At 39.2% G+C, this 22,406-nt stretch carries 18 protein-coding genes and 3 tRNA genes; 7 read left to right on the top strand and 14 right to left on the bottom strand.

The genetic code is table 11. From position 1 onward, the window contains the following. Positions 1-47: 47 nt before the first annotated feature. The 3 genes from B2107_RS20645 to lysS form a co-directional block, all read right to left on the bottom strand. Entirely contained in the window at positions 48-1,280 is a 1,233-nt protein-coding gene (locus B2107_RS20645; protein WP_293957645.1) for a nucleoside recognition domain-containing protein, read from the bottom strand. A 31-nt stretch (positions 1,281-1,311) separates the two neighbouring features. After that, a complete protein-coding gene (locus B2107_RS20640; RefSeq protein ID WP_293957644.1) occupies positions 1,312-2,367 on the bottom strand; it encodes a patatin-like phospholipase family protein in 1,056 nt (351 codons plus the stop codon). 446 nt (positions 2,368-2,813) lie between these two features. Continuing rightward, positions 2,814-4,532 (bottom strand): lysine--tRNA ligase, encoded by a 1,719-nt coding sequence (gene lysS, locus B2107_RS20635; RefSeq protein WP_293957643.1) that lies wholly within the window; start codon positions 4,530-4,532, stop codon positions 2,814-2,816. Positions 4,533-4,854: 322 nt separating this feature from the next. Here lysS and B2107_RS20630 point away from each other — a divergent pair, with 322 nt between their 5' ends. After that, positions 4,855-5,460: an RNA polymerase sigma factor gene (locus tag B2107_RS20630; protein WP_293957642.1), complete on the top strand. Its 606-nt coding sequence runs from the start codon at positions 4,855-4,857 to the stop codon at positions 5,458-5,460. Between the two features lie 14 nt (positions 5,461-5,474). Continuing rightward, on the top strand, positions 5,475-6,797 hold the full coding sequence (locus tag B2107_RS20625) for a hypothetical protein (RefSeq protein WP_293957641.1): 1,323 nt from the start codon (positions 5,475-5,477) through the stop codon (positions 6,795-6,797). A gap of 69 nt (positions 6,798-6,866) precedes the next feature. On the opposite strand, the gene B2107_RS20620 is transcribed toward B2107_RS20625, so the two are convergent. The 9 genes from B2107_RS20620 to B2107_RS20580 all read right to left on the bottom strand — a co-directional run bounded on the left by B2107_RS20620 (position 6,867) and on the right by B2107_RS20580 (position 16,347). Then, positions 6,867-7,478 (bottom strand): HAD family hydrolase, encoded by a 612-nt coding sequence (locus B2107_RS20620; RefSeq protein ID WP_293957640.1) that lies wholly within the window; start codon positions 7,476-7,478, stop codon positions 6,867-6,869. Positions 7,479-7,610: 132 nt separating this feature from the next. Further along, the gene (locus B2107_RS20615; protein ID WP_293957639.1) at positions 7,611-10,781 is read right to left on the bottom strand and encodes an efflux RND transporter permease subunit; all 3,171 of its coding nucleotides are present in this window, start codon (positions 10,779-10,781) and stop codon (positions 7,611-7,613) included. A 37-nt stretch (positions 10,782-10,818) separates the two neighbouring features. Beyond that, the gene (locus B2107_RS20610) at positions 10,819-11,976 is read right to left on the bottom strand and encodes an efflux RND transporter periplasmic adaptor subunit (RefSeq protein ID WP_293957638.1); all 1,158 of its coding nucleotides are present in this window, start codon (positions 11,974-11,976) and stop codon (positions 10,819-10,821) included. A 28-nt stretch (positions 11,977-12,004) separates the two neighbouring features. After that, positions 12,005-13,330, bottom strand: a complete 1,326-nt coding sequence (locus B2107_RS20605) for a TolC family protein (RefSeq protein ID WP_293957637.1) — start codon at positions 13,328-13,330, stop codon at positions 12,005-12,007. Positions 13,331-13,338: 8 nt separating this feature from the next. Next, positions 13,339-13,926 (bottom strand): TetR/AcrR family transcriptional regulator, encoded by a 588-nt coding sequence (locus tag B2107_RS20600; RefSeq protein WP_293957636.1) that lies wholly within the window; start codon positions 13,924-13,926, stop codon positions 13,339-13,341. 296 nt (positions 13,927-14,222) lie between these two features. Further along, entirely contained in the window at positions 14,223-14,642 is a 420-nt protein-coding gene (locus B2107_RS20595; protein ID WP_293957635.1) for a c-type cytochrome, read from the bottom strand. A 1-nt stretch (position 14,643) separates the two neighbouring features. Further along, complete coding sequence (locus B2107_RS20590) at positions 14,644-15,291, bottom strand: SCO family protein (RefSeq protein ID WP_293957634.1); 648 nt, start codon at positions 15,289-15,291, stop codon at positions 14,644-14,646. Between the two features lie 96 nt (positions 15,292-15,387). Continuing rightward, positions 15,388-15,810: a transposase gene (locus B2107_RS20585; RefSeq protein WP_293957633.1), complete on the bottom strand. Its 423-nt coding sequence runs from the start codon at positions 15,808-15,810 to the stop codon at positions 15,388-15,390. Between the two features lie 39 nt (positions 15,811-15,849). Continuing rightward, positions 15,850-16,347, bottom strand: a complete 498-nt coding sequence (locus B2107_RS20580) for a DUF4442 domain-containing protein (protein ID WP_293957632.1) — start codon at positions 16,345-16,347, stop codon at positions 15,850-15,852. Between the two features lie 92 nt (positions 16,348-16,439). Between B2107_RS20580 and B2107_RS20575 the strand changes: the two genes are divergently transcribed. Continuing rightward, entirely contained in the window at positions 16,440-17,672 is a 1,233-nt protein-coding gene (locus tag B2107_RS20575; protein WP_293957631.1) for an MFS transporter, read from the top strand. Positions 17,673-17,917: 245 nt separating this feature from the next. Here the strand turns inward: B2107_RS20575 and purN are convergent, their stop codons facing one another. Further along, positions 17,918-18,490, bottom strand: a complete 573-nt coding sequence (gene purN / locus B2107_RS20570) for a phosphoribosylglycinamide formyltransferase (RefSeq protein WP_293957630.1) — start codon at positions 18,488-18,490, stop codon at positions 17,918-17,920. A gap of 158 nt (positions 18,491-18,648) precedes the next feature. On the opposite strand from purN, the gene B2107_RS20565 reads away from it, so the two are divergent. Further along, entirely contained in the window at positions 18,649-19,143 is a 495-nt protein-coding gene (locus tag B2107_RS20565; RefSeq protein WP_293957629.1) for a peroxiredoxin family protein, read from the top strand. A 54-nt stretch (positions 19,144-19,197) separates the two neighbouring features. On the opposite strand, the gene clpB is transcribed toward B2107_RS20565, so the two are convergent. Further along, positions 19,198-21,795, bottom strand: a complete 2,598-nt coding sequence (gene clpB / locus B2107_RS20560; protein WP_293957628.1) for an ATP-dependent chaperone ClpB — start codon at positions 21,793-21,795, stop codon at positions 19,198-19,200. A 270-nt stretch (positions 21,796-22,065) separates the two neighbouring features. Between clpB and B2107_RS20555 the strand changes: the two genes are divergently transcribed. The 3 genes from B2107_RS20555 to B2107_RS20545 all read left to right on the top strand — a co-directional run bounded on the left by B2107_RS20555 (position 22,066) and on the right by B2107_RS20545 (position 22,353). Next, positions 22,066-22,138: transfer RNA gene (locus B2107_RS20555), tRNA-Thr, on the top strand. A 36-nt stretch (positions 22,139-22,174) separates the two neighbouring features. Next, positions 22,175-22,247, top strand: a tRNA-Thr gene (locus B2107_RS20550). A gap of 33 nt (positions 22,248-22,280) precedes the next feature. Next, positions 22,281-22,353 (top strand) — tRNA-Thr (locus B2107_RS20545). The last annotated feature ends 53 nt before the right edge of the window (positions 22,354-22,406 follow it).

Below are 22,406 nucleotides of genomic sequence, written 5' to 3'. Positions count from 1 at the left end.
GATTGGCTTATCTATGGAAAAGAACCGTTCTGATCCTATTTTGCAAGCTATTTAAAAAATATATAGGATATAATGATTGCAGCTATCACCCCGGCCAATTCAGCCAGTAGAGCGCATGGAAGCGCATGTCGAGTGCGTTTAATTCCTACCGCTCCAAAATATACTGCAAGGACATAAAAAGTAGTCTCCGTGGATCCTTGAATAACACACGCAACCCGAGCCGCGAAATCCATTGGACCTTTTGCATTCATCAAATCAACCATAAGTCCACGTGCGCCAGAGCCACTCAACGGTTTCATAAAAGCAACAGGTAGCGCGTCCACAAAGGACGTATCCAAACCGCACAAGGCAATGCCTTTAGCAATACCCGCTACCATATAATCCATTGTCCCGGACGCTCTAAAGACGGCAATTCCAACAAGCATTGCAACTAAGTAAGGTATTATTTTAACGGAAACCTCAAAGCCTTCTTTGGCTCCCTCAATAAAGGAATCATAAACATTTACCTTACGGAAAAGTGCCAACCCTATGAAAGAGGTAAATAAGCTAAATAAGATAACATTTCCAAATACTTTGCTGAATATTTCGATCTCCGATTGTTGTAGACCAGAAAAGTAATAAAGCAGTCCACCGATAAACAGGCACATGGCACCCAAATATCCCAAAACTACACGATTCAACAGATTGATTTTTTGATAAATAGCTACAAGAATCAACGCGACCAGAGTGGAGAAGAATGTCGCTATTAAGATTGGTAAGAATACATCTGAAGGATCTGGTGCTCCCGCTTCTTTTCGATAGGCCATGATAGAAATCGGCAAGAGTGTTAAACTTGATGCGTTGAGGACAATAAACATGATTTGGGCATTCGATGCAGTTTCTTTGTTTGGATTTAATTCCTGCAGTTCTTTCATCGCTTTAAGTCCTAAAGGCGTTGCAGCATTATCTAAACCAAGCGCATTAGCCGAGAAATTCATAAGAATAGAGCCAAGCGCAGGGTGATTTTTTGGAATTTCAGGAAACAATCTATGAAAAAAAGGGCCAACGACTTTCGCGAAGATACTGATCATTCCACCTTTTTCACCAATTTTCATGATGCCTAGGGCAAAACTCATCATGCCGATCAGTCCCAAGGAAATTTCGGCACCTGTTTTCGCACTATCAAAGATTGAGTTTACAATTTGCTGGAAAACTTCAGTATCCCCAAAAAAAATGAGTTTTACAAGGGCTACGGCAAATGTGATAAAAAAAAATGCAACCCAAACGTAGTTTAATGCCATATCGATTTAAAATATGCGTAAAAGTAATCTTTTAGAATTTATCCATCAACTTGCTCCATGGATTTTTCTTCTCCTTCTGATTCTTTTCTTTAATTAGATGAGCAACAATATAATCCAGCGTATCTTCATTTTCACTAATCATTTTATCCGATAAGGAGATCAATTTCTGGATATTGTTCATCGATGCAGCATCTAGCGCCGCATTGATGCTAGAAAGGTTCGATGGTTCTAAGCGAAGATAATTTTGTTGTTTACCGTTGCTTCGAAATAATTGCTTTATGAAAAATTCAGTGCTTTCAGAAGACGCACTTGTCATAATATCCACTAGTGCTGGACCGATTTGGATGGCAAGATTCTTCTTAAAATGTTCGTAATTGTAGGCTGTTTTTGAAACACCAGTTCCTAGCGACACCATAAACATATCATTTATCTGCGTGCTATTAAATGCCTTTAGGACTTCGAGTAAAGCGCATATGGAAGGGTTTTGGGCAAATACGCCGCCGTCAACCAATGGGTATCTGGTTTTTGAAAGGGAGTAGATTTCAGCGACAGGGAAAAATGTGGGTGCGGCAGAAGTCGCTCTACAGACATCCTTGAGGTAGAAATCTCTCGCTTCACCATGTGTAATTGCTTTCTGTTGTCTGAAAAAATGATTTTTTCGTAATTCGATATTATATGCTGTGATAATACAGGGCTTGATTAATTGACTCAATCTCGCATTTTGAAAATATTTATCGAGTACGTTTGATAAAGGAATAGGGGAATATAATTCACTGACCAATCCGAAACCGCCTAAAAAGTGCCGCCATTTGGAAGCGTTGAAAATTTCAGTACCATGATTGACAAATAAATTTAACGCATCTCGCGCAGAAAATTTTGGTTGGGAGGGATTTCCTTCTTCCGGATAGAGCAGAATACTGGTGAGAATTCCACCGCTACTTGTACCTGCAATGAAGTCAAAATACGAGGCGATACGAGCATTTGTATCCATCTTCTGCTTCTGTAGTTTTTCTTCTAGAGCTACAAGTACCATTGCGGGAATGATGCCTCTTATACCACCACCATCAAGCGCGAGAATATTCTTCATACCAAAAGCTGATTTCGTTTATGCTATGTAAATATAATAAATGTATACAATTGGTCGAGCGATTTTCTTGGAGATAATCAGGTCATAGCCACTGTTTTCAAAAGCTTTATCTAGGTTTTTGGCTATCCTCTCCATTCATCTTATTGATATCTCAATACCAATTCCCAATCTAATAGGGATTCAAGACGACCTTTATAGGGATATAACAGGGGTACTACAGGGGTTTATCCCTGTTAACCCCCTGTTAACCCCCTGTAATCTCCCTGTTAGTGATAGAAATGGTAGCGTGCTGGTAGCATCTTGAACTAATTAAAAACGTGAGCTATCTTCAATTAAAATTTTGCGATTCATATGCACAGTTGGTAATTCTTTATCAGTTTTTACACAATAAAAAAAGCTGTCTCAATTTTTATTGGGACAGCTTTTTTTGTTCAGATTGGATCGATTTAATTGAACCAAGCAAATACCTCGTCTTTCGTTGGCATATTGATATCTAATTTAAGCTTTTTACGCATACCGCCAAGGTCGTTAAAGACCTTATTTGGATTTGCCTCTTTTAAAGCTTCGATGGTTGTAAAACCCATTTTTTGCAGTGCTGGCACCCATACTGCAGGAATTCCTTCCTGCTCGTAATCTTGTATTTCCGCTACTCGAGCAACTTTTTCTGGGCGCATTTGTGGAAAGAAAAGAACTTCTTGAATGGAGGCATTGTCTGTCAGGAACATGATCAAACGATCCATTCCAATACCAAGTCCAGAAGTAGGCGGCATACCATATTCGAGTGAACGTAAGAAGTCTTGGTCAATAAACATTGCCTCGTCATCCCCCTTTTCGGAAAGGCGCAATTGCTCTTCAAAACGTTCACGTTGATCAATCGGATCATTTAGCTCTGAATACGCATTGGCAATCTCTTTTCCGCAGACCATTAGCTCAAAACGCTCTGTTAAATTAGGATTATCTCTATGTTTTTTGGTCAAAGGAGACATTTCTTTAGGATAATCTGTGATGAATGTAGGTTGAATGTAGTGGCCTTCGCACTTCGCACCAAAAATTTCGTCTATTAATTTACCTTTTCCCATCGTTTCATTCACATCAATACCCATTCCTTTAGCAGCGATACGAATTTCATCTTCAGATTTTCCAGTGATATCGAATCCAGTAAATTCTTTGATAGAATCTGTCATCGAGATACGTTTATATGGGGCTTTAAAGTCAATTTTATGCGTGCCGAATGTAACTTCAGTTGTTCCATTGACGGCGGATGCACAGTGTTCCAAAAGACGTTCCGTAAAATCCATCATCCAATTGTAGTCTTTATAAGCTACATAAATCTCCATCGCTGTGAATTCGGGATTATGCGTGCGGTCCATTCCTTCGTTGCGGAAGTTTTTAGAAAATTCATACACACCGTCAAATCCTCCTACGATCAATCTTTTTAAATATAACTCGTTAGCAATGCGAAGGTATAATGGAATATCCAACGCATTGTGGTGGGTTATAAATGGACGTGCTGCTGCTCCACCGGGAATAGACTGTAGAACTGGTGTTTCTACTTCCATATAACCTGCATCGTTAAAAAACTGACGCATTGCATTGAAAAGTTTGGTCCGTTTGATAAATATATCTTTATTACCTGGATTGACAATCAAATCCACATAGCGCATTCTATAGCGTTGTTCAGGATCTGTAAAGGCGTCGAAAGTTTTTCCTTCAGCAGATTTAACAACAGGTAGCGGACGTAGCGATTTAGATAAAACGGTAAGTTGTTCTACGTGCACTGCAATCGCTTCAGTTTGTGTTGTGAATACATAGCCTTTGATTCCGACGATATCACCAATATCCAACAGTTTTTTAAAAACTACGTTGTATAAATCCTTATTCTCGTCTGGGCAAATGTCATCCCGCTTAATATAAGCTTGAATACGGCCGGTAGAATCTTGAATTTCAAAAAATGAAGCACTTCCCATGACACGACGGCTCATAATGCGTCCAGCTAGGGTAATGTTTTTATAATTCAATTTATCTCTATCGTAATTTTCTAAAATATCAGCAGCATGTGCATTAACGACAAATTCATTCGCTGGAAACGGGTCAATTCCCATATCCAACAACGATTGCATCGCTTGTCTTCTAAGTTGTTCCTGTTCGGATAATACAGTACTCATTCGGTATGAATAATATTTAAAATGTGAAAATCAAGCAAAAATAGCCATTTTTTTCAATTCTTTTTATTGATTTTTTTATGAAATCGTTGTAGCGAAAATGCTTAGGGTATCGTTAAAGTGTAAAAAAATAGTTAAATAGTGATATTACAAGGGGACAATTGGCTATTTAGTTTTAAGTTTTATGATTTTAATTCGGTTATTTCCTCAAAAAAAGATGTTGGTTACCGGGGGAAATGTGGTGAATTGTTGCATAGATAATGTAATCGATTGCATATCAAAGGCAATTTGTCTAAGTTTGAGACTTAATAATTAAATAGGTTAAGTGGGTATAATTCGATCATATTTTTATAACAAGAAGTTATCGTCTTTAGATGATGCCTTAGCACGTTGCTTGCTAGATCGCGAGGATGGGAAGGCCTTCGTTTATAAGAAATATTATGGATATCTCATGGCAATTATTATCCGTTATGTAAAACAGGATGTGGATGCTGAAGAACTTGTGAATGAGAGTTTTGTTAGAGTTTTTCGAAAATTGGAGTCTTTTAATCGGGATATTGACGATGAAAATTTAGAAAAGTCTTTTCGAGCTTGGATAGGTCGAATAGCGGCTAATATTTCCATTGATTTTTTACGAAGTAAGAAGCAACTTTATTCGGTTGAAGATCTCGGAGAAGGTGACATGCACACACCAGCAGTTCAGTTGGATAGTCGTTTGGAAGTCAATGAGATTATGCGGCTGTTGGATCAGCTTCCTGAAATTCAAAAAACTATTTTTAATCTCTATGAAATTGAGGGTTATTCACACGATGAAATTGCCCAAATGCTTAATATACCTGATAGTACTTCACGTACTTATCTGACGCGAGCGAAGCAAAAACTTAGGAAATTATACTTGAATTATACAGGCGTAGTTCAAGAAATAAGATAAATATTGTTGTTACGATGAAAGACAATAAGAAAAAGGAATTGATAGATGAGATCATTGGACAATTAAAAGACCATGAACTGCCTTATAAAGAAGGTTCCTGGGAGAAATTTGCCTCAACGTATGATGCTATCCCACGTAGTCCCTCGAATTGGAGGTATTGGAGCGCAGCAGCTGCCTTACTCGTGTTTGCTGGTGTTGGCTACTGGGGCTTAAATAACGATACGCCTAAGGATGCACCGTCTGTGGTCAAAATCGAGAATCAGACAAGTGATGATGTGATCGTAAATAATAAGGATTTGAAAGAGTCCATGAAGCGTTCACTATCGGATGTTATTCGTGATGATGATTTAGTCAGCGAGAAGTTATTTCAAACAAGACCGTTTACCTACGCAGGGGTGACAAACCATTCCGTTCAACATGTCGAAAATAACCGTGTGGTATTAAATGCTGGACGGGTAATGCAATCGACTGATTTAACTTTTTCGAAGGAGATTACCAGCCCACAAGCAATCCCATTAAAGAATAATAAGTTCTCAGCGAATATTCATTGGGACGAAGATGAAGTGGAAGGTCTTACCGTTCAATCTAATTCGGTTTCAATTTCTTCTGGTAATAGGACACAGCATGATGCGGCAAAGCTTTCACAACTCTACGCTATGCAACAAGGGGCTGCGAGAACAAGCATTATGCAGAATGAAACCAGTCTAGAGAAAAAATGGGAGATGGGGGCTTTTATTTCTCCAGCTTCAACTTCGGAGAGTATAACACTTGGCGGTGGCGTTGCACTAGCTTATAATATATCGAGCAAAATAAGCCTCCGGTCCGGAGCCTCTATTCAACATTATGGTGCTGTTTCTGGGAATACGCCTATTACTCCAGCAATGTCTTCAAACTCATTTAGTTTAGATGCACCAAATTATATTTCACAGTCAAATATCAGTAATTCTTTTATTACGCGGGCAGCGGATGCAAAGGATGCCAAGAGCAATGAACGAGTCTCTGGTAAAATCTTAACCGTGGACATTCCTGTGGATGTGAGATATGCGATTACGAGGAACTTTTACACGTCTGTGGGCGTCTCTTATGTAGGTGTATTGGATCAGGAACGCGCGATGATTTATGAGACTAATAATGCAGAATATAAACAAAAATCTACAGATAAAAATGTGGATGAAAAAGGTGTAAATGGCTTTGTTAATTTTTCTGTTGGTAGGAAGCAAAAAATTGGTAAACTATCGATTTCTGTAGAGCCTTATTACAAAGCCCCGATTGGAGGACTAAAATCATCCGATTTGAACTACAGTAATGGGGGAGTGAAAATAATCACGAGTTTTTAATCCTACCTGATAATCAAAAGCCGCAATAAGTGTTTAATTTATTGCGGCTTTTTTATCGCATTCTAGGTATTAAATTTCATCTACGCGAACCCATCCCATTCCTGCGGCTTTAGCACCTTCAACTCCCGGAATACCATCTTCGTACACCAAGCATCTTTTGGGATCAATATTTAATTGTGAGGCTGCCAAAAGAAAAGGCTGGGGAGAGGGTTTCCCTTCGGGAGTATCGCCTGCACACACCAATGTTTCCAGATCATCCCATACACCAATGGTATTCAATGTCATCGATAAAGTCGATCTCGTGCCTCCAGATACAGCAGCAATATGTTTTTTGCCTTTTTGATATTTTAGATGTTCAACGACATAATCTACTGGTTGGGTTTTAAATACATATTCATCACGAAATATAGTAGATTTAAGCGCGGAAAATTCCTGATAATCGAAATCCACTTCATAGCGTTTGCTGATTTCTTCTGAAACAGCAACAGTTGGCCATCCGGCAGTTTCGTCGATCAAATTAACATCCAATTCAATTCCATAGTGTTCTGCCGCAGCTTTGTATGCTTGTTTATGCGCGTGCATATTATCTGCCAAAGTACCATCGACATCAAACAATAGCGCATCGTAGGACTCGGCGAGGAGGTTTAGTAATTCAAATTTACGTTGTGATTCAGGTGACATATATTTTTAATAGTGAATGGTAAAAATAAAGAAATATAATTGGACAAGCAAAAAGAAGCCTTTCCCGAATTTTAGGAAAGGCTTCTTTGCGGTTAGCCCGGTATTTATTTTAATACCAGAGGCAACATATAACTAGTGGGCACTTAAATTTTTAGCTTTCTCCGCATCGAAATTAGCCTCTAATTCTGCTAGTTTTTTCTTACCATAGGCCATGCGTGTAATCACGACGAACAGAACGGGAACGATAAATATCGCAAGGAGGGTAGCGGCAGTCATACCGCCAAATACGGTCCAACCAATTGTTTGGCGAGATATAGCACCAGCACCGTGGGATAGCATCAATGGAATAATCCCCAAAATGAATGCAAAAGATGTCATGATGATTGGGCGTAAACGCAATTTTACTGCATCTAAAGTTGCCTCATAAAGGTTCATTCCAATATCAACCCTTTCCTTGGCAAACTCTACAATCAGAATTGCATTTTTGGCTGCTAGACCAATAATTGTAACCAAACCGATTTGTGCATAGATGTTATTATCCAAGGTTGGAATCAGCGTCAATGTTAAGATTGCTCCAAATACGCCCAACGGCACAGATAATAAAATAGAAAATGGTACAGACCAGCTTTCGTACAATGCTGCTAAAAGTAGGAACACAAATAGAATACACAACGCAAAAATTTGAATGGTCTTAGATCCCGATTGCATTTCTTGTAATGATAGACCGGAAAATTGATAGTCAAAACCTTCTGGCAAAGTTTGGGCAGCAACTTCCTGTAAAGCTTTCAGAGCATCCCCTGACGAATAACCCGGAGCTGAGCTACCGTTGACCTCAATACTTCTAAAGATATTGTAGTGATTGATGATTGAAGGCATTGTCGTTAGTTCATAAGTAACCAGGGTACCCATAGGTACAGGGTTTCCTGAGATATTGTTGACATACAACTTATTGATATCTTCAATATTCATGCGGTATGGTATATCGGCTTGTGTAACAACCCGATAACTACGTCCATACTTTGTGAAGTCATTGACATAACTACTACCTAAATACGATGATATTGTTGAATAGATACTTGAGATCGGCACACCCATACGTTTTGCCTGTTCACGGTTTACCTCCAATTTGTAGTTTGGCGAATTGGTATTAAACAATGTGTAAGCCATTCCAATTTCCGGACGTTGGTTGGCAGCCATCAAGAATTTACCGACTGTGGCTTCGAAGTCTTTGATGTTGACAGTTTGCAAATCCTGTACCTGCATCGAGAAACCCCCAGATGTACCTAAACCTGGAATTGCCGGTGGCGTTACAGCTAATACTCTGGCCTTGGTATAGCCTGCATACTTGCCCATAATCATCCCGGCAATATCGTTTGCAGTGCGTGTACGCGTTTCCCAAGGTTTAAGCGAAACGAATACTGTCGCTCCATTGGATTTAAATGCACGATTCAAGATATTGATACCGGAGATTGCAGTAACATATTTGATTTCGGGGAATGTCTTATGCAGATCAGCTTCAATTTCTTTTAGCACTTCATTTGTACGCGCAGAGGATGAACCTTCTGGCAACGTTATACCTGCAAAAAATGCACCACCATCCTCAGAAGGAATAAATCCAGTGGGTTTGGTTGTAAACATCCATCCTGTTCCAATAAAAATACATAAGAGAATGATCAATACCAGGGGTGCTTTTTTGATCGCCTGTTTTACACCATTTGAGTATTTTATCGTTACTTTTTCAAACCAAACATTAAATTTATAGAAAAATTTATTCAATCCTCTTGCGCCTTCATGTACTGCTGTAGGCTTCAATAAAATTGAACATAATGCTGGGGTTAATGAAAGCGCTATAAATGCAGATAGCATGACGGATACGGCGATCGTGATGGCAAATTGTTGGTACAATTTACCGACCATGCCTGGTATAAAACCGACTGGTACAAATACGGCTGCCAAAATCAATGCAATTGCAATAACCGGAGCTGTAATATCGCCCATAGCGCGCCTTGTTGCTTCTTTTGCATCCAGCTTATAGTGGTCGATGTAATGCTGTACTGCTTCCACAACAACAATGGCATCATCCACCACAATACCGATGGCTAATACAAAAGCAAGCATCGTCAGGTTGTTGATTGAAAACCCAAACATCAGGAAGAAGATGAAGGTACCCACGATGGACACTGGAATGGCCAGTACAGGAATTAATGTTGCCCTCCAACTTTGAAGGAAGAAAAACACCACAACCGTAACTAGAATTAATGCTTCAACTAGCGTGTGTATAACGGAAGATATTGAGGCATTTACAACGGATACAGTTTCGTAACTGATTGTATAATCTACATCTGTTGGGAAAGATTTCTTCAATTTTTCCAAAGCATTAACAATACCTTCAGCCGACTCGACTGCATTACCTCCAGGTGTCTGGTTGATCATCATGGCCGAGGAGGTCATACCGTTTACGGTAGATGATGTACCATAATTGAACTGACCCAATTCTACACGTGCAACATCCTTTAAAAGTACAATAGACCCATCCTTATTGGTTTTTACAATGATGTTTTCAAAATCCTCTGGATTGGAAAGGTCACTATCGGTAATCACCGGGTACTCAAATACCGTTGACGACTCTTGCGGACGTCCACCGACGCTACCGCCAGGTATACGGGAGTTTTGTTCTGCAATTGCAGTCGATACATCGGCAGGAGTCATGCTCAAGTTAGCCAATTTGTTCGCATCAAGCCATACCCGCATGGAGAATGGCTGACCAAAGGCGGTTACGTCACCAACACCTTTCACACGTAATAGAGCGTCTTTAACGTATAAGTTGTTGTAATTAGCTAAGAAGTTTTCGCTTCTCGTTCCTTTTGGAGAAGTTAGCGCAACTAACATAAGGATGTCGTTATTGGCTTTACGTGTAGTAATCCCCAGACGTCTAACAGCTTCAGGAAGGGCTGGTTCAGCAATTCCCACACGGTTTTGTACATCTAGGGTAGCTATATCGATATCCGTACCTACTTCAAATGTCACCGTAATTGTTGCTTGACCATTGGATGTGCTATTAGACGACATATAAATCATGCCAGGTGTACCATTGATCTGACTCTCGATAAGAGTTGTCACGGTTTGTTCAACCGTCTGTGCATCCGCTCCAGTGTAATTTGCTGTAACAGTCACTGTTGGAGGCGCAATAGAAGGATACTGGCTAATTGGCAACGTCGATACTGCAATAATTCCGATGATTGAAATCAAAATCGAAATAACGATTGCGGTAACTGGCCTCTTAATAAATACTTCTGAAATCATTCTATATTTTTTAGATTCTCTTTAAAAATTAGTGGTGTTATTTTCCCTGAGGAGCTCCTTTCGCAGCCTGTTGAGCTGCCACGGCAGCATCCACTACTTTAACTCCATTTTGGACATTCATCGTGCCATCGACGATAATTTTCTCGCCATCTTTGACACCTTCTTTGATCACGATTTTGTCGCCAGCTTTGATACCCAGTTTTACTTGATGTATCTCCGCCTTACTGCTGTCGTTGACGGTATATATATTGAAAACACCTAACTGCTCAAATACCGCTTTGTAGGGAACAACAATTTCTTCTTTGGAAGAGGTTGTTGATACATTCATGGTGATATTCATACCTGCACGCAGTTCATTGGCATTGTTCGGAAATGTCGCCCGTACTTTGATCGTTCCAGTTGCAGGATCGACTGCCCGGTCAATGGTTGTGATCGTTCCTTTGCCCTCATAAGTGCTTCCATTGGGTAGCATAAGCGAAAGATCGGAAGACGAACGCCTACTTTGTAATTGGCTAAATTTGCTAATGTCCTTTTCGTTTACCTGAAACTCTACAGCAATTGGACTTGTAGAAGATAAGGTGTTCAATAGGGTAGTACCAGGATTCACTAAAGCTCCCAACCGTACCTGTGATATTCCTACAGTGCCACTAAACGGAGCCCGAATAGTCGATCGTGATAAATTGGTATTTGCTGTGAGTAGTGCTGCGCGAGCAGACTCTACCTGTGCTTGAGCAGCAGCAACGCTTGATTGCGCATTATCAAAGGTCTGTTTTGCGATTGCATCCTTATCTGCCAATGTTTGATATCTTCCTAAATCTCTTTTTTGGCGATCCAATTCTGTCTGTGCGACTTGGAGGCTAGCTTTAGCTTGTTGAACCGCAGCATTATAGCGTGTACCATCAATTTCATAAAGTGCTTGTCCTTTCGTAACTGCTGCGCCATCTGAGACATATATTTTGGTGATATAACCGCTCACTTCTGCAAATAAGTCTGCTTCATTCAGCGGTTTAACTGTCGCAGGATAGCTTATTGTACCTGTTACAATCTCATGTGATGCTACACCGAAAGTAACTGGAACGACTTTCTCGGCTTGCGCCTGTGGTGGCCCTTGCTTTTTAGCATCTTTATTTCCACAAGAGGTCCATACTAAAGCTGTCCCTAGGAAGAACGCGAATAATAATTGTCTTTTATTCATGATTTGTATTAGTTTCCTTTTTAATTGATTAATTTGTTTGAATAGATCCGATAGCTTTTTGCACATCAAGCTTACTCGCCAACAAGGCATAGAGCGCATTCAAATAATTCAGTTGTGTTGTCTTTAAATCAGTCTCAGCTGTCATCAAATCCAGATATGTTTTGATCCCCTCATCATATTGTAGTTTGATTGTCTCATAAACTTCTTTGGAGAGTGTAACATTTTCCTGGGCAGTTTTCCAATCACTTAGATTGGCATTATAAGTGGCACGTGCCATTGAATATTGCGTATTGACCGAAGTCTCTAAGTTCTTAATATCCCAATCAATGCGCTCTTCCTGAAGTCTGGATTTATTGATTTGATTTTTACGCTTAAATCCTTGAAAAATAGGGAGCGATAGATTTAAACCTGCAATCGAACTAGGAATATTATCATTGTACAACTTTCCAAAACTGTTGTTTCTGTAGTTAAATGCGTAATTATAGAAAGCACTGATGTTTGGAAGATAAGTCCACTTATAATATTGCGTGTTTAATTGTTGAATCTTTTTGGAAGTCTGTAATTGTTGAAATTCAATGCGATTGGTCACATTCAATCCGGAGGTCGTATCCAATAAGATTTGACTTTCCATATCAGCGTTATTGAAAGATAAGGTCAAGTTTTGACTTTTATCTAATGCCAAAAGCTGTTTTAAATAGTCATATTTATATTTGCGCATCTCTACGGTACGCTTTTCGTCAGCTTTGGCATTAGCCAAGGCGATCTGTGCACGTTTGTAATCGGTCTTATCCACCACACCAACTTCATAACGTACATGTGAATCATTGTATTGCTTTTGAAGGCGGGCGATGTTTTCCTGAACAATTTTAATTTGTTCTTCCGAAGTCAAAATGTCGTAATAAGCTTTGCTGACATCGACAACGGCGTCGATTTTCTGACTTTCGGTATTTTGTCTGTTACTTAGCCGAAGCAGGTCAGCCCCTTTTTTGGCTTGCATTAACGCCGGGTTTAGAATTTGTTGGTCAGCCTGCAACGTTAATGCACTACTATTTTTAGTTCCCAGAGGGATATTAGCACCATTAAAGAACATCGTCGGCAATTTGACGTTGTGATTGAAATTGCCGGTTAAACCCAGCTGCGGATACCAACCAGAAAGTGAAATATCAATATCTCTTTCCCCGATGGTTTCATCAAGCTCGGCTTGCTTAATCGAAATTTTATTCCGTAAAGCATAATCTATCAGCTGCTGAAGTGTCGCATTTGGCGGCAAGCTTTCAGGTTGCTGTTGTGCAAATCCTGTATTACTCAGAAGCGAAAGGGTCGCTAAAGAATAAACGATTTTATTAAACTTCATATATGTAATTAATTATTATTTTCTTTATTAATAGCTCCGTCCCAAATAATCCCCACCAGTATATCAACATTTTGTTCAGAAAAACTCAGATCTTTGAATTTGATACTATGTACCGTCGATAATGCCACTCCGATATAACTGGCCACTAACAGATGGACATCTACCTGCTTTAAAATTTTCCGATCGATACCCTCTTGCAGGAAGTCGACAACTTTATTTTGCCCGCCCAAGGGCTCTTGTATCTCCGCTTTATTTTTTTCGTAGTAAGGGGACGAAAAAAATTGCTCAAAAAAACTGAAGATGGGCCCATTCTCGAGATAGAATTTGACAAAATTGCGCCAAATATGAAAAAATGAATCTCTATACTCGAAATCATCTCTTATACCATCAAAAATATAATCATTTAACAGTGTTCTACAGTGTTTGAACAGCGCAAAGATCAGATCATCTTTTGAAGGGAAATAATGGTAGATAGTTCCTATAGCTACATCAGAGTCTTGTGCGATTTTGCTCATCGGCGTTCCATGGAAGCCGTTGGTCTGTATCAGCTTTAGCGTACTCGCCAATACAGCCGCAATTTTTTCATTATAATTCATCAATCGAACGTTCATTCGGTTGCAAAATTAGCGATTAATTTAGTTCCAAAATGTCAGAATATTGTTATAAATCAATAAATCAAAAATCAAAAACTTTGGATCAATAATACAATAAGAGAAAATAAATAAAATTGTTTTTTATTTTTTGCGTTAGCCTGCTGATCCGTATCAAACAACAGCAAATTCATGGTTAATATCAGCCTGGCGTATAGGCAATAGGTGGGTTGGAAATAGCTTAGAAAGTTGGCAATGGCTTAAAAAAAGAAGCGGCGTTTATCATCTAACCGCCGCTTCTTTTAATTGCATTTTTTTAAGTTCTTATCGACCTCTTCTAGGGAATAAATCTGTTTCCCTTTGTTAATTTTAGTATTAATGTAGGTCAACACATAAGCGATATCGATTGAAGAAAGGTTTGAGGCAGGCATCGTATTATTAAACTTTTTACCTGCAACTTCAAGTTCCCCTGAAATGCCGTACTTGATGATACAAGCTAGTTGATCGCTGTTTTTTTGAAGAAATGTAGTGTCAGTTAATGGGGGATAGAGATTGCCCAATCCTTCACCCTTATCCCCGTGACAATTTTGGCAATGTGTCCGATATACTTTTTGACCATTGACTGCATATTGTGCCGTTTTGATATCAACTTCATGCTGACAGCCTATCCATGTTGATAAGATCACACCAATGGTTACGACGGTTGTTAAGAGGCTACGCATGTTACTTTTTACCCTCGCTCAATAGAAGCGGTAAGTCATTCATTAGTTTTTTCACCTGCTCATCATTGGTACCATCATAGGCTCCTCGAATTCTTTTGTCTTTATCTATTAAGACCAGATATCCCTGATGATCATAGCCACCAGGTGCGTTCTTATCTTCGGCTGTATAGACCAGGTATTGATTCGCTAGACCATATATCTCGGCTTTAGTTCCCGAAACAAATTGCCAATGATTATTGGTGACGCCCAATTTTGTCGCATAATCTTTCAACACATAAGGTTGATCGTATTTAAAGTCAATACTATGTGATAAAAAGCGAACTTCCTCATTATCCCTATATTGTTGATATATTTTTAATAGGTTGCGGTTCATCGTCGGACAGATACTCGGACAATGCGTAAAGAAAAAATTGGCAATATATACCTTCCCTTCAAAATCCTTATCTGATATCACTACACTGTCTTGATTAAGCAGATTAAATGCCGGAATAGTATGATAAAGTGTATCTACAATTGTTTTTCCGTCTACTGTTTTTTCTATAGCTTCTCTTTCGCCATAGATGGGTAAAGTTGTCTGGTTATTGTTTTTGCAGGAAAATAAACCAAGTAAAAGGCAAGCTGCGGAGTAAAATTTAGTTATGGATCTCATGAGTCTACTCTTTTTTTTAAGCTTGATCATTTTTTTGCGAACACGCGAATGTTCGTGCTGTCAAATGTCGGGCTTATTCAAATGGAATGTATTCGTTTAAAAACTCTTTAATTTTTCGTGGCTCTCTTTCGAAACATTATCAAATATCTTTTTCATATCACTTACCTTTTGAAGTTCCGTTTCAAAATATTTAACATCTGTAGAATCAGGATTATATCCCTTCATCCAGTCCATCATATGTTCTGTAGCGCTCTCTAAATTAGCTTTCAAAATACTGAGCTCTTTTCTCGTTGAATTCGTATCAAGATCAGGTTTAGCTGTCTTCATAGCTTTTAAATTGTCCAAAATGGAATCTATCTTGACAGCATCGCGGTCGAAATGAGCAATTTGAGGCATGATCTCGTCATGTATTTTAATTGTTGAATCCTGTAAGGCCTTCACGGTCGTTTCACCATTCCCCTGAGTTCCACATGCTGCTATTGCCAACGATGCGATAGCAGCAAACGCGATTTTATTCATGTTGTTATCTTTTGGTAATTTGACAAAGATATTAATTTCTTATGGCTCAACATTTCGATTTCTCGAAGGGAATGTAAAATTCAAGTCACGAATATAGGTTTCGCAACGTACAGTAGCGCACAGGTCGCCGGATTTGTCTTTAATTTCTAATGAAAAGTCTTTTACTACCCGACCTTTTGTTCGGATGGTATGTGCACATTCTTCAAGAATTTCATCGGAAAGCTCCACACTATACTCTACACTCGTTTTACCTGGCTTTTTAAAAACGATTTGCGATGATTTTAACCAAGCTACAGTTTTCTTAAAACCGATTTGTTGAAGGTATTGATCAATTAGGATAGGAAAGATCGGGTCGGCTGCAGAAAATATCGTTCCTCCGAATAATGTTTTGTTGGTATTGATATTGAAGGGTGTCTTATAAATTTTTACTTTGGCACCCTGAAAGCCAGGGCTAATTTTTTTGACCCAGATCCCCTGAAATAGAAAAGGGGGGTAAATGCGTAATAGCCATGTTAAGGCAAGTGGACTATATCTCATGATACAAAAATAGAACAATGTGTCGGATTATTGTTTGAAATCTTGGTTTTATAGCTCCACTATGGTATTTTTACAACTTAAAGAAACCTAAAATGTCCGAAATAAAAGGAAAACAAGCCGACAGAAAAGTATGGTTACTCATTATGATCGCTTCATTGGGCTACTTCGTCGATATTTATGATTTAGTAATTTTCTCCATTGTCCGTATTCAGTCTTTCACTGATATTGGCGTTCCAGCAGCGGATATGCGTGTTCAAGGTGAATTTGTATTAAATATGCAAATGGGAGGTTTGCTATTGGGGGGAATTATTTGGGGGATTATCGGCGATAAATTTGGGCGTTTAAAAGTACTATTCGGATCGATTCTTTTATATTCCTTGGCAAATATTGCAAATGGCTTCGTACAGGATGTACTGATCTATGGTATTATCCGTTTTATAGCGGGTATTGGTTTGGCCGGGGAATTAGGGGCTGGAATTACGCTGGTTTCCGAAAGCATGCATAAATCAAAACGTGGTTATGGCACTATGTTAGTTGCTGCTGTGGGTGTTATAGGAGCGGTATTAGCCTATTTTGTGTCGGAAGAGTTTGATTGGCGGACAGCTTACTTTGTCGGTGGGGGAATGGGCCTGCTGTTATTACTCTTGCGTATTGGATCTTTTGAGTCAGGTTTGTTTCAAGAGCAAAATGAATCGGATATCACGAGAGGAGATATCCGGATGCTTTTTACCGATAGAAGCCGTTTAAAAAGGTATATCAATTGCCTATGCATCGGTCTTCCTATTTGGTTTGTTGTGGGTGTTTTGGTTACACAAGCTCCTGAAATAGGAGTTGCTTTAGGTGCTATCGATACACTAAGCGCCGGCCAGGGGGTAATGTTTACCTATATTGGTATTTCTATCGGGGATGTACTAGCCGGAGTATTTGCGCAAGTTTTAAAATCCCGTAAAAAAGTGGTCTTTATTTGTCAGTTATTTATCATCGGAAGTTCCCTCGTGTATTTGCTGAGTAATGGTATCACAGCTACAAAGTTCTTAACTCTTGCTTTTATTATGGGATTAGGAGTGGGGTATTGGGCTACTTTTGTAACGATTTCAGCGGAACAATTTGGCACGAATCTCCGCGCTACTGTTGCAACAACGGCACCAAATTTTGTGCGAGGTGCACTCATTCCCTCCACTATGCTCTATGGGTATTTGGTCAACGCGCTTGGAATCGCACCAGCAGCGATTACAATGGTTTTACTTCTTTCGGGAATAGCAATTTATTCACTAACCCAGTTAGAAGAAAGTTTTGATAAAGATTTGGATTATCAGGAGAAATAATGCCACAATACACTATTTTTTCCGACCGGGACATTTCTTGCAGCGTTTACCTTCTTTGTATTTTTTGCAACACTTTTTAAAGCAGGCGCAGGAAAAGTCAGAAAATGGGTTCATTGCAGTGTTTCTAAACAGAAACAAACCACCTTTGCTGTCCGACCCATCTGACTCTATCGCAGTTTCAATAATTTCGTTCATGCCACAAAGTTACAATTTGTTTAAAACAGTTCTAAATAATATCTTCGTTTTTACATTTTTTTGATGAGATTTTCAATGACTTTTGGGAAATGTTGATGTTCCAGTTGCTGCCCTTTAAATTTTATGGTGTCAAGGGTATCATTTGAATCAACTTTGAACCGTGCTTGATAGATAATTTCTCCCTCATCGAAATGCTCATTCGCGAAGTGAATTGTAATCCCGTGCTCTTCTTCTTTATTTGCTAGAACAGCCCGATGAACATGGTCGCCATACATCCCTTTACCCCCGTATTTTGGTAGCAGAGCGGGATGAATATTAATGATTTGATTTGGAAAAGCTTTCAGAAGATTATTGGGCACAAGCCATAAAAAACCAGCTAACACGATCAGATCAATATTTAAGTTTTTAAGAATATTCACAACATTGTCGGTGTTGTAAAATTCCTCACGATCAAAAATATGTGCAGGTATTTCGAAATTATCGGCTCGTTGAATAACGTAAGCATCTGGATTATTGGATAGAATCAAGGCGACCTCAGCTTCGTCCGAATACTTGAAATGTTCCATGATTTTTTGCGCATTGGAGCCTGAACCTGAAGCAAAAATAGCAATTCTTTTTTTCACGATTGATGAATATTAATTAGATTTGATCGATTTAAAAATTAGCCCAAACTTACGGAATTTTTGTAAAAAAACTAAAACAATAGTCGAATAAACCATATTTTTAAGTATTATTAATCGAAATTAATTGAACGGTTACTATTGGTTTAAAATTTTTTAACATGAAATTTCTCTATTCCCTAATTTTTGTCAGTATTTCTTTTTTGTTTCAACCAGCCTTTGCGCAGGCTCCCAAAACACTTCCGCCGTTTACATTCGACGAGGTCTATCAGACCGGCAAATTTGATTCTGATAAACTTCCAAAATCTGGATATATCGTTTTGAATTTTTATGACCCCGGTTGCGGACACTGTCAAAAAATGGGTGCTGGTGTTGCGCAAAATTTGACCAAATTAAAGAATACATCATTTTACTTTATTTCGATGAATGATAAACAATATGTCGATGGGTTCATTAACATGCATGCAAAGGCCTTGAAAAATGCCTCAAATGTTAAATTCTTATTTGATAGCGGTACGCAGTTCATCGAAAAGTTTAAACCTACCAACTACCCTTCATTGTATATTTACGATGCGAGGACGAAGTTACTCATGCAGCATTTAGATGGCGAAGAAGACGTAAATAAGCTGCTAAAAGTCTTAGGTGTGAAAATTTAAATAGTATATATTAAACAAGAACGCCCGACAAAATACTCGGGCGTTCTTGTTTAATTACTCATTTTTGTTGATAAAGACAAATTTACCATCGAATACATCCAGGCGAATAATGGAATCGCGACTTACTTTTCCGGATAAAATCTCCTTTGACAGTTCGTTTAAAATCCTTTTTTGAATGACACGTTTTAGCGGTCTTGCTCCATAAATAGGATCATAACCGAGTTGCGCTAACCAATCCATCGCTTCATCAGAAGCTGTAATAAATATATTCTGTTCGGCTAACTGTCTTTGCACATGGGCAAATTGTAAACGGACAATGTCTCCAATTTCGTTACGGCTCAGTGGTGTAAACATGATCACCTCATCAATTCGGTTCAAAAACTCAGGACGAATCGACTGTTTCAAAACATCAAATACCTCGTTTCGTGTTTTAGCAACAATTTCATCCCTATTATCGTCGGTCAAGTGACTGAAATTCTCTTGTATAATGGCCGAACCTGTATTTGATGTCATGATGATAATTGTATTTTTAAAGTTCACCGTACGGCCCTTGTTGTCTGTGAGGTGCCCATCATCCAATACCTGAAGTAAAATATTAAATACATCGGGATGCGCCTTTTCAATTTCATCTAATAACACCACAGAGTAGGGCCTTCTTCGCACGGCCTCTGTCAACTGTCCGCCTTCATCATAACCTACATATCCCGGAGGCGCACCTATTAAACGTGATACGGCATGCCTTTCTTGATATTCCGACATATCAATACGAACCATCGATTGCTCGTCATCAAATAGAAATTCGGCGAGCGCTTTTGCAAGCTCGGTCTTTCCGACTCCAGTAGTACCGAGAAATATAAAAGATCCTATTGGTCGTTTCGCATCATTGAGACCTGCGCGTGACCGACGAATTGCGTCGGAAATTGCTTCAATAGCCTCGTCTTGACCTGCAACACGTTTATGCAGTTCTTCTTCTAGATTTAATAACTTCTCTCGTTCGGACTGGATCATCTTACTCACAGGTATTCCAGTCCATTTGGCGACCACATCTGCGATATCTTCAGAGGTAACTTCTTCTTTAAGCATCCGCTTGCTTTCTTGCTTTTCTGCAAGTTCCGCCTTTAACCTGTCGACCTTTTCTTGTGCTTCTTTGATTCGTCCATAACGAAGTTCGGCCACCTTTCCGTAGTCCCCGGAGCGTTCTGCCTGTTCAGCTTCGAGCTTAAAATTCTCAATGTTCTCGATCTCTTGGTTTACATTGTCAACAAGGCTTTTTTCTTCTTGCCAAGAAGCTCTCAGGGTATCGCGCTCTGCAGATAGATTAGCGATACTTTCGGAAAGCTCTGCAACTTTTTTGTCGTCATTTTCACGCTTCAAAGCCTCTCGCTCAATTTCCAACTGCATGATGCGTCGTTCAAGCTCGTCCACTGCCTCCGGTACGGAGTCCATTTCAAGCCGTAGTTTAGATGCAGCTTCATCAATCAAGTCAATTGCTTTATCCGGTAAAAAGCGATCGGCAATATAGCGCTGCGATAATTCCACTGCTGCGATAATTGATTCATCCAGGATGCGTACTTTATGGTGCGTTTCGTATCGTTCTTTTAAGCCCCTAAGGATGGAAATTGCATCTTGGGTATCCGGTTCTTCCACCATAACTTTTTGGAATCTACGTTCCAGTGCTTTATCTTTCTCAAAGTATTTTTGGTATTCATTCAGCGTTGTAGCACCAATAGCACGCAATTCACCTCTTGCCAATGCTGGCTTGAGGATATTAGCCGCATCCATCGCACCTTCACCGCCACCTGCGCCTACTAATGTGTGTATTTCATCGATAAATAGTATAATGTCTCCGTTGGAATCTGTAACTTCCTTTACAACCGCTTTTAAACGTTCTTCAAATTCACCTTTGTATTTGGCTCCGGCAACCAACGCACCCATATCCAAAGAAAAAACAGTTTTAGATTTTAAATTTTCGGGTGCATCGCCTTTGATAATTCGGTAAGCGATGCCTTCTGCAATAGCCGTCTTACCAACCCCAGGTTCACCAACAAGTATTGGGTTGTTTTTGGTGCGGCGGGAGAGGATTTGCATCACGCGTCTGATTTCCTCATCACGACCGATAACTGGATCCAGCTTTCCTGACTCCGCATATTCATTTAAATTTCGTGCATATTTTCCTAGCGCATTGTAGGTGGCTTCAGCATTCTGATCGGTTACTCGACTATTTCCACGTAACTCTTTGATAGCTGTCTTCAGATCTTTTTCAGTAACACCCTGTGATTTTAGTAAAGTTGATGTCTTATCGGAACTTGCCAAGATACCGAGCAATAGGTGCTCAACAGACACAAACTCATCATTAAATTCCTTTAAATAACCTTGTGCTTTCTGCAACGCATTATTTGCCTCACTACTTAAATAAATATTACTACCGCTAACTTTAGGAAAACCCTCAACTTGTTTGTCAAGTTCAGTTCCAAGATAGCTGATGTTAACATTTAATTTTTTCAATAAGTGGCTGACAACGTTTTCATCCACAGCGAGTAAAGCTTTTAAAATATGCGCTGTCTCAATCGCCTGTTGCTGATGGCCAGCAGCAATTTCAGACGCCTTTTGTATGGCCTCTTGCGCTTTAATTGTATAATTGTTAAAATTCATTTTATTGTCTTAATTAAAGTTTTGTTGATATGTTGGATTATAACAATTGAAGTGCCAGTTGGGTTTTTAACTACATTTCGGAAAAAATGGCAATATTATTTGTTGAATCATGACAAATTTTCAGTCCTTAAAAATAATGCGCTTGATTTTTAAATATTTGCCTTGCTGCTGTAGAAAATTCTTGTTTTTGACTTGCAATTTTGATGTAGGGTTTCGATATTTGCAACATCTTAAAACGGTGAGCCGTAATTAAGATTGAAAAGAAGTAACGCCTCTTTAGCTCAGCTGGTAGAGCAACTGACTTGTAATCAGTAGGTCATTGGTTCGATCCCGATAAGAGGCTCTATTTATGCCACAAGCATTGAAACTTCTTTAAAAAGCCTCTTTAGCTCAGCTGGTAGAGCAACTGACTTGTAATCAGTAGGTCATTGGTTCGATTCCGATAAGAGGCTCCTTGAGCGACACTCATTAAAATTCAATTGAAAGCCTCTTTAGCTCAGCTGGTAGAGCAACTGACTTGTAATCAGTAGGTCATTGGTTCGATCCCGATAAGAGGCTCAGACAATCCCCAAGATATTCTTGGGGATTGTTTTGTTTAGACCCATTTGTAA

The sequence above is a fragment of the Sphingobacterium sp. UBA7855 genome (assembly GCA_002500745.1).
GTDB lineage: Bacteria > Bacteroidota > Bacteroidia > Sphingobacteriales > Sphingobacteriaceae > Sphingobacterium.
Note: the sequence above shows the minus strand (reverse complement) of the source record. Positions and strands in the feature narration are given on the sequence as shown.